The 15256-nt window shown below is 62.4% G+C and carries 14 protein-coding genes; 6 read left to right on the top strand and 8 right to left on the bottom strand.

Features of this window, described 5'->3' with window-relative positions; all coding sequences use genetic code 11:
* Positions 1-60: 60 nt before the first annotated feature.
* From ABN482_RS15035 to ABN482_RS15010, 6 genes are all read right to left on the bottom strand, one after another.
* The gene (locus tag ABN482_RS15035; RefSeq protein ID WP_349504741.1) at positions 61-1440 is read right to left on the bottom strand and encodes an alpha/beta hydrolase-fold protein; all 1380 of its coding nucleotides are present in this window, start codon (positions 1438-1440) and stop codon (positions 61-63) included.
* The gene (locus ABN482_RS15030) at positions 1440-3887 is read right to left on the bottom strand and encodes a TonB-dependent siderophore receptor (protein ID WP_349504740.1); all 2448 of its coding nucleotides are present in this window, start codon (positions 3885-3887) and stop codon (positions 1440-1442) included. The genes ABN482_RS15035 and ABN482_RS15030 overlap by 1 nt, the downstream gene beginning before the upstream one ends.
* A gap of 93 nt (positions 3888-3980) precedes the next feature.
* Complete coding sequence (locus tag ABN482_RS15025; RefSeq protein WP_349504739.1) at positions 3981-4958, bottom strand: FecR domain-containing protein; 978 nt, start codon at positions 4956-4958, stop codon at positions 3981-3983.
* Positions 4959-4960: 2 nt separating this feature from the next.
* Complete coding sequence (locus tag ABN482_RS15020) at positions 4961-5485, bottom strand: sigma-70 family RNA polymerase sigma factor (protein WP_109060555.1); 525 nt, start codon at positions 5483-5485, stop codon at positions 4961-4963.
* Positions 5486-5572: 87 nt separating this feature from the next.
* Positions 5573-6211: an isochorismatase family protein gene (locus ABN482_RS15015; RefSeq protein WP_349504738.1), complete on the bottom strand. Its 639-nt coding sequence runs from the start codon at positions 6209-6211 to the stop codon at positions 5573-5575.
* Positions 6208-7329, bottom strand: a complete 1122-nt coding sequence (locus ABN482_RS15010; RefSeq protein WP_349504737.1) for an isochorismate synthase — start codon at positions 7327-7329, stop codon at positions 6208-6210. The genes ABN482_RS15015 and ABN482_RS15010 overlap by 4 nt, the downstream gene beginning before the upstream one ends.
* Before the next feature lie 227 nt (positions 7330-7556).
* On the opposite strand from ABN482_RS15010, the gene ABN482_RS15005 reads away from it, so the two are divergent.
* The 4 genes from ABN482_RS15005 to ABN482_RS14990 all read left to right on the top strand — a co-directional run bounded on the left by ABN482_RS15005 (position 7557) and on the right by ABN482_RS14990 (position 10420).
* Positions 7557-8927: an amino acid permease gene (locus tag ABN482_RS15005; protein WP_349504736.1), complete on the top strand. Its 1371-nt coding sequence runs from the start codon at positions 7557-7559 to the stop codon at positions 8925-8927.
* 14 nt (positions 8928-8941) lie between these two features.
* Complete coding sequence (locus tag ABN482_RS15000) at positions 8942-9445, top strand: DUF411 domain-containing protein (protein ID WP_349504735.1); 504 nt, start codon at positions 8942-8944, stop codon at positions 9443-9445.
* Positions 9446-9609: 164 nt separating this feature from the next.
* Positions 9610-9996 carry a HEAT repeat domain-containing protein gene (locus ABN482_RS14995; protein WP_143857994.1) on the top strand — a complete coding sequence of 129 codons (387 nt, stop codon included), beginning with the start codon at positions 9610-9612 and terminating at the stop codon, positions 9994-9996.
* 133 nt (positions 9997-10129) lie between these two features.
* Entirely contained in the window at positions 10130-10420 is a 291-nt protein-coding gene (locus tag ABN482_RS14990; protein WP_349504734.1) for a hypothetical protein, read from the top strand.
* A gap of 120 nt (positions 10421-10540) precedes the next feature.
* Here the strand turns inward: ABN482_RS14990 and ABN482_RS14985 are convergent, their stop codons facing one another.
* Positions 10541-13207 carry a molybdopterin-dependent oxidoreductase gene (locus tag ABN482_RS14985; protein WP_349504733.1) on the bottom strand — a complete coding sequence of 889 codons (2667 nt, stop codon included), beginning with the start codon at positions 13205-13207 and terminating at the stop codon, positions 10541-10543.
* A gap of 241 nt (positions 13208-13448) precedes the next feature.
* Between ABN482_RS14985 and ABN482_RS14980 the strand changes: the two genes are divergently transcribed.
* Positions 13449-13799 (top strand): type II toxin-antitoxin system RelE/ParE family toxin, encoded by a 351-nt coding sequence (locus tag ABN482_RS14980; protein ID WP_349504732.1) that lies wholly within the window; start codon positions 13449-13451, stop codon positions 13797-13799.
* Positions 13780-14082 (top strand): helix-turn-helix domain-containing transcriptional regulator, encoded by a 303-nt coding sequence (locus ABN482_RS14975; RefSeq protein WP_109060547.1) that lies wholly within the window; start codon positions 13780-13782, stop codon positions 14080-14082. Before ABN482_RS14980 ends, ABN482_RS14975 begins: the two co-directional genes overlap by 20 nt.
* Before the next feature lie 9 nt (positions 14083-14091).
* On the opposite strand, the gene ABN482_RS14970 is transcribed toward ABN482_RS14975, so the two are convergent.
* Complete coding sequence (locus ABN482_RS14970; RefSeq protein WP_349504731.1) at positions 14092-15252, bottom strand: hypothetical protein; 1161 nt, start codon at positions 15250-15252, stop codon at positions 14092-14094.
* Positions 15253-15256: the final 4 nt, after the last annotated feature.

Genomic DNA, 15256 nt, shown 5'->3' with positions numbered 1-15256 from the left:
GCGCCCCTGTCACAGGCGCAGCAGCAGCAGCAGCAGCAGCAACCACCTTGCCCCCCTCGCCTACCTCGCCGCGCAAGCGCGCTGCCACGCCTCGGCCACCTGTTCACCGGCCTGCGGCGTGCCCGCATCGGCCAGCAGATTGAGCAATCCGCAGGCGATTGACCCCTGCCACTGCAGGTAATCATGCCCGCCGGCAAACTCGCTGTAGTGGGATCGATAGCCCTTGGCCACCAGCGCCTGCTGCATGATCCGGTTGGTGCCCAGGATATCGGCCGGTCGCCGGCTGCTTTGCTCGAACAGCCCGGCATCGTGATAGATGCGGACAGGCTGCGCCGGCATCTCCTCGACCAGCCGCATCATCCAGCCGGGTTCGGGCTGCGCCTCGCCTGCGGGTGTCTGCGGTGCCCACCAGAACGAACCGGACATGCTGAGCACGTTGCCGAACCATTCAGGGTGCTGCAACCCGGCATACAACGATGCCAGTCCGCCATAGCTGGAACCGGAGATCACGGTCGCATCCGCTGCCGTCCAGACGCCCTGGGTATCGCGCAGCCAGGGCATCAGTTCCTGGGCCAGAAACACCTGGAACTCGGGATTGGGCGGCAGTTCACGACCCCGCGCGCGGATATCCGGATTCTCGATGAACACCGCCGCCATGGGCGGGATCAGGCCATCGGCCCGCAGGTTGTCCAGGATCGTCGGCACCATCCCGGCATAGGCATGCGCATCGAACACCAGCAGCAATGCCTGTCCAGGCTGCCCCTGACGCCAGTCGGCGGTGCGATATAGCGTGATCTCGCGCGTGTTGCCCAGCACCTCGCTGGCAAACGCATGGCGGTCCGTTTCTCCACCCGGCCCCTGCGCACGCGGTTCGACCCAGGGCTGCGGCGGCGCGCCAGCCAGGATCAATGCCGAGCGCGGTTGCGGTGCCTGTCGCGCCGCCACGACGGTATGACCGGCATAGTGCACCGGGTTGAGCGGATCGGTCTGGGCAGTCTGCCGGATCGCGGCCTGGCGCTGCTCCGGCTTGTCCGGGTCCAGGCCCGCCACGGCAGGCGCAAGCTGATAGGCCATCCGGCTACGATCCGGCAGGCGATAGCTGCGATACCAGATATCGCTGTCGCCCCACTGCAGCATGGGATCATGATCCCCCGAAGGACTGCTGACCACGCGCACGCCACCTTCCTGTCCACGCCAGAGAAAGGTCACCCAGCGCTCGCCCTGAGCCCCGTCTACCGGCTCGACCAGCGGCGCACCGCCCTGCGCACGCACCGCCTGCCAGAAAGCGTCGCTGTCCTGCCCGGACGACAACGGCGGCAGGCTTTGCTGCAGGAAAGGGCTATCCAGTTCGGGCTGGCTGCCGGCTTCTGCCCACGCCGCTGCAGGCGAGAGCAACGCAGGCAACAGGCCAGCCATCAGAAAAGAAAAATGCCGGGTCATCAGAATCCTATGGTTGCGGACAGTTTGAACGTACGCGGCGCATTGAGCGTCGCAAACCCCTCGTTGAACGAACCTTCCCAATAGCTGCGGTCGGCCACGTTTTCGACGGCTGCGCGCAGCGTGACATCACGCCCACCGATGCGGGTGGCATAACGCAGGCCGGCATCAACGCGGGTCCAGCTCGGCAACGAGTAGGTGTTGGCATTGTCCACGAACTGCCGGCCCGTGTACACGACGCGGCCGCTGAGCGTCAGCCCCTGGATACCGGGAATATCCCACTCCAGACCGAGATTGGCATTCCACTTGGGCATGCCATAGCGGGTATTGCCATCCAGCACGCCGTCGGCCGTGCGCGTCAGTTGCACACGGTTGTACGACGCGCCACCCAGCACACGCCACGCAGGCGTCAGCTCGCCAAACACATTCCACTCGATGCCCCGGCTGCGCTGTTCGCCATCATCCGTATAGTGATAGCTGCTGCCCTCATCCACCTTGATCATCGAAGGGCGTTCCAGTTGATACAGCGACAGGGTCTGCGTCCAACTGCCGATATCCCATTTCACCCCCGTCTCGATCTGGCGCGAACGGAACGGCTTGAAAACCTGGCCATGATTGCTGGCCCCCGTATCAGTTACCGTCCCGCCCTGGCTGAGGCCCTCGATGAAATTGGCATAAAGCGCCAGATCCGGGCCCCAGGGCTTGACGACCAACCCGATGGCGGGTGTCAGCGCGCGCTTGTCGTAATCGCCCGTCAGAGCCCCGCTGTTCTGGTTCCAGCTGCGCGATTCCACGCGCTGCAACCTGGCTCCCAGGGTCAGCCTGATGGCATCATCGGCAAAGGCCAGCGTGTCCGCCAGGGCCAGGCTGGTCAGCCGGGTATCGCCGGTCTTGCGCGGATCTGCCGGACGAGGTGCCAGCACGGGATCGACCGGATCGTAGATATTGGAGTCATAGCCCGCCCCCGTCGTGGAGCGGTTGCGCGAATTGATCGACAGCAGCGTGGCACTCATGGCCACCTCGTGGCGCACGGCACCCGTCTCGAAGCTGCCACGCAGGCCCGTCTCGCCCGAACCGACCGTGCGCCCGCCTCGCTGCTGATAGGTTTCCCCGCGATAATCCCCCGCCGTATTGATCAGGCGGCCCCGGGTACCGTTGAGATAGCCGCTATAATCGGAATGCGCGCTGCCGAAGGCCGCATAGGCCGTCCAGCGCTCACCCAGGTCATACTCACCACGCACCATGACCGCATCCGAACGCTGGCGGGCATGAATGCCGCGCAGGATATTGGTCTTGTTGTCGGGCGGCGTCACCACCGTCTGGATATTGGACAGCCCCACCATCATCGGACTGCCCCCGCGTGTCTCTTCCTCGTCGTAGAACGCATCCAGCGACAGCCGCACCCCATCGCCACGCCAGTCCAGCGACAGGGCCGCCAGATCGCGCTGCTTGGACTGCCCGTCAACGCCGGTATCGCCCTCGCGCCAGGCACCATTGAAGCGCACCCCGAAACGATCCTGGTCGCCAAAGCGGCGACCGATATCGACATGCGTGCCGATGTTCGAGTCGGACACATAGTCCACGGTCAGATCGGTCACGGGCACATCGCCGGCGCGCTTGGGCACGATATTGACCATGCCGGCCACGTTGCCGCCGGGTGCCATGCCGGACAGCAGTGCCGACGGGCCGCGCAGCACTTCGACACGCTCCAGGAACTCGGTCGGAATGTGCCCGTCCGGTGCCAGTCCATACAACCCGTCGAAGGCCACGTCGCTGGCGTTGATATCCTGGCCCCGGATCGTGAAGTTCTCGTACACATGCCCGGCCGAGGTCGTGAAACGCACGCTCGGATCACTCTGCAGCACCTGTGCCACCGTGGACGACTGCATGTTCTGGATATGCTCGGCCGTATAGGCGTTGATGGTAAAGGGGGCGTCCATGAGATCGGCATTGCCCAGCATGCCCAGACGCGCACCCGATGCCACCTGCCCGCCGGCATAACCCGGCGGCAGGTCTGACGCACGGCGACCCGCCACCGTCACGGCATCCAACTTGGACACCGCTCCGGCCGGGATCGCACGCAGGCCATAGCTGCCGCCCTCCCGTGCCACTGCCTCGAGGCCGCTGCCTGCCAGCAAGGCGGCCAGCCCGCCGCGCACGTCATAGCTGCCGCTCAGCCCTTGCGTATGCAGCCCCCGCGTCAGAGCCGGATCGAAAGACAGCACGATGCCCGCCTGCGCGGCAAACTGCCCCAGCGCACTGCCCAGTTGTCCGGCCGCCACCCGGTATTCCCGCACGGCTACGCCGCCCTCCTGGGATTGGGCCAGGGCCACGCGAGGCATCACCCCCACCAGCGAAACGGCCATCATGCCGGCCAGCGCCATGCCTATGGCCTGGGAAAGCCGGGCAGTCCTGAAACGCCCCATACGGGTTGCATAGTTCTGTGTCATACGAGATCCGAGTGAGTGAAAAACGGGATTGATCACTCATAAGTCGTACGAAAAACGAAAAGGGACAACGCCCGACCGCAGCCAGCCGAAAAATCATTGTCCCCGCAGCGACACGCTGACCCAGTAACGGGTCATGCGCTGCACCTCCACCGGCAAGGCCCACTGCAAGGCCGCCAGCGTACGGTCGGTATCATCCAGCGAGAATGCACCGGAGATGCGCAGGCCGGCTGCCTCCGGCGCACAGCGCAGCACACCGCTGCGATAGCGCGACAGCTCGTCGATGAAGTCCCCCAGCCGCCAGTCATCGACCACCAGCATGCCGCGCGTCCAGCCGTCATCAAGCGCAGCGCGCTGGCGACCAGCGCTCGTATCGACGACACCATCGCGCCGCACCCAGGCATGTTCACCGGCCTCAAGGATTTGCCCCTGCCCACCCTCGCGATGCGGCAGCACCTCAACCCGATGCGACAGCACCCCGACATAATCCGCCTCGGCGTCGGTACTCACCACAAAGCGGGTTCCCAGGGGCACGATGGTGGCGTGGCGGCCAAGCACCCTGTCGCGGCCCGGACCTTCGTGTCCAGTCGTGACCATGATGCGCCCCTGATGCAAAACGATGTCGCGCCCTGCGGGCGTCTGCCGCAGATCAAGTGCCGTGTCGCTGTCGAGCAGCACTACCGTCCCGCCGGGCAGGGTAAATTCACGCCGCTCACCCACGCCGGTACGGTAATCAGCCGCCCAGCCTCGCCAGAGTGCCTGCTGCCAACCCGCCAGGCCGGCCACGCCCAGCACCATGCCCAGCGCAGCACCTTTGCGCAGCAAGCCGCGACGACCGGCCCGCAGCCCCTCGGCCCGCCTCAGCGCCTCGACATGCAGGTGGGCATGCTGTTCTTCCGGTGCCCGGAATGCCGCACGCATCTGCTCGACGCGCCGCCACATGCCGGCATGGGCCGGATCGGCCGACAGCCAGGTGGCATGCGCCAGGCGGTCTGCCTCCGTCACCTGCTCATCACACAGGCGGGCGTACCACTGCGCAGCCTCCTTCAAAATCCGTTCGCGAGCGCCCTGCATCTTCAGGACACCAGCATGAGGCGCAGGCAATGCTCGGTCGCTTTGGCCATGTATTTTTTGACCGAACTGACGGTCACACCCAATCGCGTGGCGATCTCGGCATAGCCCAGCCCTTCGAGTTGCGACCACAGAAAGGCCTGCCGGACACGCGGCCCCAGGCCATCCAGCATGGCATCGATCTCGATCAGGGTTTCGAGCAGCAACAGCCGTGTTTCCGGCGAAATGGCAACCGCCTCAGGCTGCTGCGCCAGCGTTTCCAGCCAGGCCCGCTCCAACGTACGACGGCGCAGGTAATCGACGACGGTACGCTGCGCGAGGGTGGCCAGGAAACTGCGCGGCTGGCGCAGCTCTGCCAACCGGCCCAGATTGTCGGGCGAAGCCAGCACCTTGACGAAGGTATCCTGGGCCAGGTCGGCCGCCTCGGCGCTGCTGTCAACGCGGCGCAGTATCCAGTTGCGCAGCCAGCCATGGTGTTCGCGGTAAAGCAGCCCGAGCGCCTGCCGCGAGGTTTGCTCGAACTCAGACATGTGTGCACGATGCGTGCATGATCGCATCCATCCCGAAACAATGATCGAGAATGATTTTAATCTACAATCCCATCAGGATGGCACACCTCATCGCCGCAATGCCTGTTCCACCTCCTGCACTGTCAGGCTCACGCCACAACGGCGCGACACATAGCGTGTCGCCATCAGGTGCTCTTCCAGCGAAAAATCCGCCACCGCATCGAACAGGAAAAACGGCTGCACATCCTGCATGAAGGCTTCCAGCGCCGTCGCCATGCAGCCGATATGCGCATAGATCCCGCAGATCAACAGTTGATCCCGCCCCTGTGCGCGCAATTGCTCGCGCAGATCGGAGCGCTGAAAAGCACTGTAGCGCCACTTGGTCAGTATGGTATCGCCGGCACGCGGTGCCAGTTCCGCAATCACCGGCTGTTCGGCATGGTGCTGCGACTGGGTCAGCCCGGGCCCCCAGAAATCATTGAGCAAGGCCCGATCCTGCGGCGGCTGCTCGACCGGCTGGGCGGTATAGAAAACCGGCACGCCAGCGGCATCGCAGGCGGCGCGCATCTGCCGGATATTCGCCACCAGGGCCGGCACCGGTGCCTGCGCCGGATCAAACTTGTTGAGAAAATACGCCTGCATATCGTGGATCAGCAGCGCGGCACGGGCCGGCTCGGGCCGCCAGTTGACGCGGTTCTCCACTGGGCCGACCGGCATCTCGTAGGAAGGAAGACGTGGAATGGTCATGGCAGCGTCACTCCCAGGCCGTTGAGCATGGTCTGAAACTTGACGCCGGTTTCGGCCCGCTCCATGGCGGGGACGGAGCCCGGCACTACCCCGGCACCGGCATAGAGCCGCACCTGACCGGGATGGCACACGCCGCAGCGCAGGGTCACGGCCCATTCGCCATCGCCCGACGCCGCGCACCAGCCCACGAAACCGGCATAGAAATCACGGCTGAACGGCTCCAGATCCTCAATCGCCGCAAATGCCTGCGCCGTCGGCCAGCCACACACGGCCGGCGTGGGATGCAGCGCCAGCGCCAGATCGAGCGAGGTCATGTCAAGATCGTATAGTTCTCCCTCCAGCACGCTGGACAGATGCCAGAGCGTATCGGTCGCCAGCAGCTCGGGGCCATCCGGCACCGTCAGCGTTCGGCAATAAGGCTGGAGAATGCGGACGATATCCTCGATCACGATGGCATGCTCGCGCCGGTCCTTGTCGCTGCGCAGCAGTGCTTCGGCCACGCAGCGATCCTGCGCCGGATCGTGCTGGCGCGCCGCCGATCCAGCCAGCGGATTGAGCGTAATGCGCCGTCCCTGGCGGCGTACCAGCAACTCCGGACTGGCCCCCAGCAACACACCACAGCCTGAGGCCGCATCAAGCGGCACGGAAAAAACATGTCCCTGCGGATGCTGGGCCAGCAGTTTCTCCAGCAGCCGTGCCTGATCCAGCGGCGCATCCAGATCGAACGACAGCGTGCGTGCCAACACCAGTTTGCGCAGATTTTCCTGTTCCAGACGCCCCAGTGCCTGCTGCACCAGCGCCTCGAACATGGCCGGTTCCGGCATCAGCCGGACAGTGCCGGCCCGCATCGTCGCAACTTCACCGCCATGGCCGGTAGCAAAGGGCAAACGCGTCGGCTCGTCCAGCACGCCGCGCTGGCAGTGCGCCGGTATCCACAGTTGCGCAGGCTGACGCACATCGAACGGCACTGCCCCGACTACCACCGCATCAGGATCACCCGTGGCCGCCAGTGCCTGCCGCACCCGTTCACCCAGGGTGCCCCCCTGCGTCGGCACCGCCTGGCCGCCCTGGGCCAGCAGCCAGCGGCCCGCTGCCGCAAAGAATAGATCATTGGACAAGTCAGCGTCCGCTACGGACGCCGCTTCCGGGTGGAAAGCGTGGCATGCAACCGTCATGATGCATCATCCTCTCAATAACAATCGAGAATGATTTTAAGTTTCCGTTTTATAGCTTCTTGACGTCCGCTTCACAGGCCGGGCATCTGCCGCCACAACGCTTACAATGCGCTGTTACAAACAGGGTGCCGATACGGTGGCACCACACTGCCCTACGGAAACCGCCGCCCATGTCTTCCCCACCCACCGAGCTGTCTCGTACCCTGCAGAACCGCCACATCCAGATGATCGCCCTCGGCGGCGCCATCGGCACTGGACTCTTCTACGGCTCGGCCGCCTCGATCGGGCTGGTCGGCCCCGGCATCATCCTGTCGTACGTCATCGGTGGCGTGATCATGTACCTGATCATGCGCATGCTGGGCGAGATGGTCACCCACGAACCCGTAGCCGGCGCGCTCAGCTATTTTGCCTACCGCTACTGGGGACAGTTTCCGGGCTTTCTGGCGGGCTGGAACTACTGGCTGCTCTATGTGCTGGTCAGCATGGCCGAACTCTCGGTCATCGGCATCTACGTAGCCTACTGGCTACCGGATTTCCCGGCCTGGCTGGCCGCCCTGATCGTGCTGGTCACCATCACCGGCGTCAACCTCGTGAACGTGCGCTTTTTCGGTGAGTTCGAGTTCTGGTTCGCGTTGGTCAAGGTACTGGCCGTGATCGGCATGATCGCACTGGGCATCGTACTGCTCGGCTTCGACCTGGCCCCCGCCACCTCCGGCATCGACAACCTGTGGGCGCATGGCGGCTTCCTGCCCATGGGCGTGCATGGCCTGCTGCTGTCGCTGGTGGTGGTGATGTTCTCCTTTGGCGGCACCGAGCTCATCGGCATCACCGCCGCCGAGGCCGAAGACCCCAAGCGCAGCATTCCCCGCGCCGTGCGACAGGTCATGTGGCGCATCCTGATTTTCTACGTGGGTGCCCTGACCGTGCTCATGATGCTGTACCCCTGGAACCAGGTCGGCATGGAAGGCAGCCCGTTCGTGATGATCTTTTCGCGCCTGGGCATGCCGGCCGCACCGGATATCCTCAACCTCGTCGTGCTGACCGCCGCCATCTCGGTCTACAACAGCGGTGTCTACAGCAATGGCCGCATGCTCTACGGCCTGGCCGAACAGGGCAACGCCCCACGCATCTTCCTGAAACTGAGCCGCAACCACATCCCCTACGTCGGCGTGCTCTTTTCCTCGGCCTGCACACTGGTGGTGGTGGTCGTGAACTACCTGATCCCGGAAGGTGCCTTCATGCAGGTGATGGCCGTCGCCACCGCCGCCGCCACCCTCACCTGGGCGCTGATCGTACTGGTACACCTGCGCTTTCGTCGTGCGCACCAGCACAACGGCACGGAACTCTCGTTCAAGGCACCACTCTATCCTTATGCAAACATCCTGTGCCTGGGCTTTCTGCTGATGATCCTGGTACTGATGACGCAGTTGCCTTCCATGCGCAACGCCGTCTGGGTGCTGCCGGTCTGGCTGGTGGTCCTCTACCTGGGCTACCGGATCCGCAACCGGCTGGCCCTGCGCGCAGGCAGCACCCAATCCTGACTGGAGAATCAAGCATGTACCCGACCTCTACCCCCCCAGCCCCGCACGCCCGCCGCCGCACGCTGCTGACCGCCCTGGCGCTCGCGCCCCTGGCTACGCTGGTGCCGCTGGCCGTACGCGCCGAAGCCGGCCCGGCCAACGTGATCGACCTGTGGAAGACCCGCACCTGCGGCTGCTGTGGCGACTGGGTCAAGCATGTCGAGCAGAACGGTTTTACCGTGCGCGTGCATGAGGTAGACGACACCGCCCCGATCCGCCGCCGCATGGGCATCGCTCAGGAACTCGGCTCCTGCCATACGGGGCTGGTGGGTGGCTATGCACTGGAGGGGCATGTGCCTGCCTCGTCGATTCAACGGCTGCTGGCAGAGAAGCCGGATGCGGTTGGGTTGGTGGTACCGGGCATGCCGGTTGGCTCGCCGGGAATGGATGGGCCTGTGTATCAGGGGCAGGTGCAACCTTATGATGTGCTGCTGGTGCGCAAGTGGGGGCAGCCTGTGGTGTTTGATAGTTTTAGTTGAGAGGGTTTTTGGTGGGTTGATTGGGGAAGCCGTGATTTTAGTGAGTTGCGGCTTTTTTGACGGGGTGTATCTGCAGGAGAGAACAAGCCAGCTATTTATTGGTTAGTCTTGTCGATTCATAATATGACTGATATCGGCCAGCACACAGACATTGAGTGCGCGCAATGAACAGCTCTCTAGATGCCACCGCGCTCTGCGCATCGTTGGACGCCCTCGCGGAAGATGACAGCTCACGGGTGTCACTGATGATTCAACTCTTGGCCCTTGACGGCCACGAGCGTCATGAAGACATCGTTTTCGACCTGGGTCTTATCGGAGACCCTGACGCCACGCCAGCGATCGCCAAGGCCGCTGAGACAACTTTCCAGTACATGGTTCGATGGCAGAGCCTTCATGCGTTTCAGCGCAAGTGCGCGTACGCCCTTGCCCGAATCGCTACGCCAGAATCTCGGGAAGCACTGGAACATCTAGCCCAGCATGCAGACCCGCATTTGCGCGAATATGGAAGGGAAGGCTTGGGCAAGTGGCCAATACCTTTCGTCTCCTCCTGAAATCTGCTCCCGTGAGTGGCACGGACTGCCAGGGGTTGCAGATTCAACCCAGACACTGTTTCGGGGGACCTCGTGGCGACTGACACTGAGCAACGTTAAAATGTCAGGCCTCCAGCCTCCACATGCTTCCCTTATGAACCTTGAACGACTGCGTCGCGAATTTCCCGACTTCGACATAACAACCTTGCCTACCCTGCCCGAAGGGTTTTTCGATGCGTCGAGCTACATCGATGCCGCGCCTTCATTCGAGAACGAGGAGCGCGGCTTGAAAGTGTATGTCGACTACGCCAACTATGCCGACCGCGAATCCGGCAGAAGCCAGCGCTTCTGCGTTTCGCGCTACGACGAGGAAGCTGGCGACTTCGAGGACGTCGCCCTGTCGACTAACGACTGGGCCGAAGTCACACGCTTCCTGACCGCCTGAACGCCCTCGCCGTGGGAATCGGTTTCCGCTCCGATCGTCGGATGACCGTTCCCGGCCGTCAGGCAACATCCTCCACAAAAAAGGGGCGGCTCCTCAAAGCCGCCCCTTTCCCCTTCTCGCTTACCTCACCACAGCATCCTTGGCATTCCCCTCCAAGAACTCCATCACCAGCGCCTGCTCATCCTCGGTTAGCCCCGCACGCGGGAACATGCTTTCCGTGATGCCGTGCCACTGGCGCTTGGTGTAGTCGCCCGGTTCACGCGGCACGTGGCATAGCGTGCAGCGCTGGTAGAAGAGTTTCTCGCCCGGAAGCATTTCCGCCACCGCCGCCGATACGGCCGCACTGGCCCGTTCTGCCAGTGCCAGGTCTTCCAGCCTGACCGCAGGCGTGGGATCGACCCGCTCCAGGATGTGCGGTGGCTGGTAGGCCTGGTTGGGGCCTTCGGCATCGTCGCAGCGGCGCATGTAGGCCAGGCAGGTATTGGCGCTGGTGGCCTGGCTCAGGTCGGAGGCCGGCACGCTGGTGGTCAGCACGTTGATGGCCCCGCTGTTGCAGCGGCCCTTGCTGTCCTTCGACAGCCAGGCCCCTTCAAAGATGCTGATCACGCCCTTCATGATGCGATCCGAGACCCGCGCGCCTACGATCAGCGCGCCACGGTCGTTGTAGACCTCGACCAGGTCGCCGTCCTTGATGCCGCGCTCGGCCGCATCCTCGGTGCTGAGCAGCACGAACTCGCGGCCCTGTACGTTGAGGATCTTGTTGATGTCGGCATTGGCCATCTGCGAGTGCAGCCGCATGAACGGATGCGGGCTGACCACGTGTACCTGCCCCGGCCGGGCATTGCCCAGGTATTCGACCGGTTCCATCCAGGTCGGCACGGGCGGGCACTCCTTGGTGCCGAAGCGGGCAAAGGCGTCGCAGTACAGCTCGATCTTGCCCGACTCGGTGTGCAGCGGGTTCTTGTCCGGGTCATTGTAGAAATCGCCATGGCGCACCCAACTGTTGGCCTCGTCCGGCACGCTCATGTCGGCCACGCCGTTTTCCCAGAATTCCTCGAACGAAATCTCGGTGTCGGTGTTGGCATAGGCATCCTGCACCACATCCATCACCGTCTTGCCTTCGGTAAAGCCGTACTCCACGCCGAACAGCTCGGCCAGGCGACGGAATATCTCGAAATCGTCCAAGCTCTCGCCGTAGGGTTCGATCACCTGACGCATGGCATAGACCTTGTCCATGCTGTAGGTACCGCCTGACGAAATATCGTTGCGCTCCAGCGGCGTGTTGGCCGGCAGGATGATGTCGGCATAGCGCGACGAGGCGCACCACCATGGGTCCTGGTTGATCACGGTATGCACCTTGCGGGCCATGGCCGCGATCAGCTCGTTGGTGTTCTGCTGGTGGTGCATGAAGTTGTTGCCGGCGTTGTAGATCATGTGCACGTCCGGGAACACCATTTCCGCACCATCCCGCGTATAGGGCTTGCCCGGATTGAGCAGCATCTCCGAGATGCGCGAGGCCGGGCACCGCGCCTTGACCGGGTTACGGCCCTGTGACAGGCCGATGGGGCCACGCTTGCCCGACATCGGCATGCCGCCACCGCCGTAGTGCCAACTGAAGCCCACACCTTGCCCCGGCTGGCCGATCTTGCCCGTCAGGGCGGCAAAAGCAATGATGGCCCAGTGCGTCATCTCGCCGTGATGGGCACGCTGCAAGGCCCAGGCACCGGCAAACTGCGTGCGCTTGGAAGCGAACAGGTCAGCCAGCTCACGAATCCGCTCTGCCGGCAGGCCGGTGATCGAAGCGGCCCATTCCGGCGTCTTGGCCGGCGAGCCATCGCCGGATTCCCCCAGCAGGTACGGCAGGAACTTGTCGAAACCGACGGTATAGCGGTCGAGATAGGCCTGGTCGTGCTTGCCGTTGGTGTAGACGTGATAGCACATCGACAGGAACAGCGCCGTATCGGTGTTGGGCACGATCTTGACCCATTCCGAACCCATCGCCTCGTCGGAACTGGTGAACTGCGGGTTGATGGAAATGAACTTGACACCCGCCTCGCGGATGGCCTTCCAGCGCGAATACATCTGGTGGTCGGCCACCGTGAATTCGATGCGGTTGTTCTTCCAGGGATCGCAGCCCACGAACACGAACACCTCGGTGTTCTTGCGTACCATTTCCCAGGCGGTCTGCGGCGAATAGACTTCCATGTCGCCGATGATGTGCGGCAGGCTGACCTGCGAGGCACCCGCAGAATAATCCCCGGTCGTCACCGATTGGCCGCCAATCAGGTTGAACAAGCGCCCCTGCAGCACCTGCGGACGCAGCACGCCGGCATGCGACCAGCCACCGTAGGACGAGCTGAACACGGCCTCATTGCCATGTTCCTCGATGGTGCGCATCACGGCGTCGGCCGTCAGACCCAGCGCTTCTTCCCAGCTCACGCGCACAAAGGGATCCTTGCCGCGCAGATCGGGGCGCGTATCGCCACGCGGATTTTCCAGGTAGGAGCGGCGCACCATCGGGTACTTGACCCGGGTCGGATGATAGGTCCGGCTGATGATGCCTTCGAGCAGCATCTCGGTCGGCATGGCGTCGTAACCGGGCAACGGCTGCACACCGATCAGCACGCCATTGCGCACCACCGCCTTGAACGGGCCGTAGTGCGAGGCATGGGGAATCGTAATGGTGTCGGCGGCGAAGACTTCGGTCGGTGAAAACAGTTGCAGGCCGCTGCCGGCAACCGCCGTGGCAATACCGGTCTTGAGAAATCCCCTGCGTGACATGGACATGGCGCACTCCTTCTGCAAAGCATGGGTCCCCTGACCCGTTGCTCTCATTGTGCGCAGCCACCGTTAACCCTGGCCCGAGAAATGCAAACCGATCCTGCGGGATAGTTAATGGGGTTAACAAACCCATGGACTTAAACAGCACACAAGGCCATGGCCCCTCTTATCTCCTGACACCATCTCGATAAGTCTTTAACGCAATACACAATCAAATCCATTGATCAAAATTCGTTTATAAACGAAAATGAAGCCACACACGATCGAACACTATCTGACCGAGCCGGAGCAAGAGGCACCTTATCTACAGTGGCTTGAACATTTGCGTGATCGCCGGGCAAAGGTAGCCATTATCCGACGCACAAACCGGATAGAACAAGGCAACTTCGGTGACCACAAATTCTGCCGTGATGGTGTCTGGGAGTTGCGTATTGATGTCGGGCCAGGATACAGGGTGTATTACGGCCAATCCGGGCCATGCATCGTATTGCTGCTCTGCAGAGGGGATAAACGCATGCAGCATGCCGACATTATCAAAGCCGTAAGTTATTGGCAGGACTGGAAAAGGAGAAACGAGGATGAAAAGCAGAGGACATGATGAGGCGATGGCTGAGCTTTATCGCAACGATCCAGCTCTGGCGCTGGATCTGATCAACAGTATTCTGGAAGATGGCGATCAGGCCGAATTGCTGATATTGCTGCGTCAGCTTACATTGGCTTTTGGTGGCGTCAAGGCAATCGCCGAGCAGGCCCAACTGAATCCGACGCAGCTATATCGAACCTTGTCTCCACATGGCAATCCGGCCTTAAGTAGCCTGTCTTCCATTCTCAAGGCAATGGGCCTGCGATTGGCAGTGCAACCGATCCATAAACCGGCCTAGCACCCCCCGTTAAACAAATTTCTGCTTCTTCAATGCCGTCCAGTGCTCAGGCGAAACACCCGCCTTGATGGCCTTGAGCGGATCGACATAGCCTGAATTATCCGCATAGCTCACCACAAAATCTGCCGTGACGGGCAAGCCTGCCTCTGCCACCATGCGGGCCACGGCCGGCATGAGTCTTTTCAACACCCTGGTCGCCGATGCGTGGTTCTGCTTCATGCCCATCAGTTGCGCATGCAGCAGGCAGGCATTTTTCAATTCCGGCGCATCGAACCAATATTCGTACGCTCGCCCCTGCTGCTCGCGTATTTCATCGGGTGCCCACAGGTAGTACGAAATATCCTCGCCCTGTGCAGCGATCTGCTGGCGGTAGGCATCCTGTCCCCACACGAGAAATGGTGGCCAGGCCGAAGCCATATCCTCGGCGGTGTAGCACAGCAACAGGCAATACAAGGGCTGGTCACGCGGCACTGCAGCCAGCGCCCTGGGCAGGGCATCCAGAAAATGCGCTTCCACCCTTTTCTCTACCGTTGCCAGCGTCTCTCCCTTGGGCAGACGTAGATATTCCAGACGCTCCTGCCCTGATGGCACACCGTCAGCATCGGTGTACTGCAGTACGATACGTTCCAGTTCGCGATGCGGGTCGTGAATGAAAAGATGCTGGCAACACCATGGCTCGCCCGCCTCCGGCTCGGTCTGGCAGAAAGACTTCACCAGCAGGCCATCCTGCCAGGTGAATGTCTTGCGCAACGTATGCCGTCCCGACACATGGGCCTGTGCTGAGATCAGGCGCTGATCCTGGTATTGATACAGATCGATGGTCTTGAGACTGCTGGAATCATCCCCGAGATACCACGACACCCCCGTCCTGCTGTTTTCCCCATACAACCAGACCGTTTCTGCTCGATTGCGTTCGCACTCCAGAACGATGCGGCCCGCAGCATCCAGGCCATGATGCACATGGTTGTCTGGATCGGCCGATTCATTACGTAGCCAGCGCGCACGCGGCCCGCCATAAAGCGCCTGGCTGAATGGAATATCGACCCCCATGGATTCCGTCGCCCAGCGCCAGCTCACCACACTGGCCCTGGCTTGTGCCCTCAGAGACGCATCAGTCTCAAAGCGTTCAACAAAAGCGTGATCGAGTTTCTGTACATTCAAGTCTTGCATACTT

Source organism: Corticimicrobacter sp. (assembly GCF_040137905.1).
In the GTDB taxonomy this organism is placed as follows: domain Bacteria; phylum Pseudomonadota; class Gammaproteobacteria; order Burkholderiales; family Burkholderiaceae_B; genus Corticimicrobacter.
Note: the sequence above shows the minus strand (reverse complement) of the source record. Positions and strands in the feature narration are given on the sequence as shown.

Coding starts and splice junctions, on each gene's coding strand:
- ABN482_RS14970 (WP_349504731.1), bottom strand. CDS start 15,252: ATGCAAGACTTGAATGTACAGAAACTCGATCACGCTTTTGTTGAACGC.
- ABN482_RS14980 (WP_349504732.1), top strand. CDS start 13,449: ATGAAGCCACACACGATCGAACACTATCTGACCGAGCCGGAGCAAGAG.
- ABN482_RS15035 (WP_349504741.1), bottom strand. CDS start 1,440: ATGACCCGGCATTTTTCTTTTCTGATGGCTGGCCTGTTGCCTGCGTTG.
- ABN482_RS15015 (WP_349504738.1), bottom strand. CDS start 6,211: ATGACCATTCCACGTCTTCCTTCCTACGAGATGCCGGTCGGCCCAGTG.
- ABN482_RS14995 (WP_143857994.1), top strand. CDS start 9,610: ATGAACAGCTCTCTAGATGCCACCGCGCTCTGCGCATCGTTGGACGCC.
- ABN482_RS15030 (WP_349504740.1), bottom strand. CDS start 3,887: ATGACACAGAACTATGCAACCCGTATGGGGCGTTTCAGGACTGCCCGG.
- ABN482_RS14990 (WP_349504734.1), top strand. CDS start 10,130: ATGAACCTTGAACGACTGCGTCGCGAATTTCCCGACTTCGACATAACA.
- ABN482_RS15005 (WP_349504736.1), top strand. CDS start 7,557: ATGTCTTCCCCACCCACCGAGCTGTCTCGTACCCTGCAGAACCGCCAC.
- ABN482_RS14985 (WP_349504733.1), bottom strand. CDS start 13,207: ATGTCCATGTCACGCAGGGGATTTCTCAAGACCGGTATTGCCACGGCG.
- ABN482_RS14975 (WP_109060547.1), top strand. CDS start 13,780: ATGAAAAGCAGAGGACATGATGAGGCGATGGCTGAGCTTTATCGCAAC.
- ABN482_RS15025 (WP_349504739.1), bottom strand. CDS start 4,958: ATGCAGGGCGCTCGCGAACGGATTTTGAAGGAGGCTGCGCAGTGGTAC.
- ABN482_RS15000 (WP_349504735.1), top strand. CDS start 8,942: ATGTACCCGACCTCTACCCCCCCAGCCCCGCACGCCCGCCGCCGCACG.
- ABN482_RS15020 (WP_109060555.1), bottom strand. CDS start 5,485: ATGTCTGAGTTCGAGCAAACCTCGCGGCAGGCGCTCGGGCTGCTTTAC.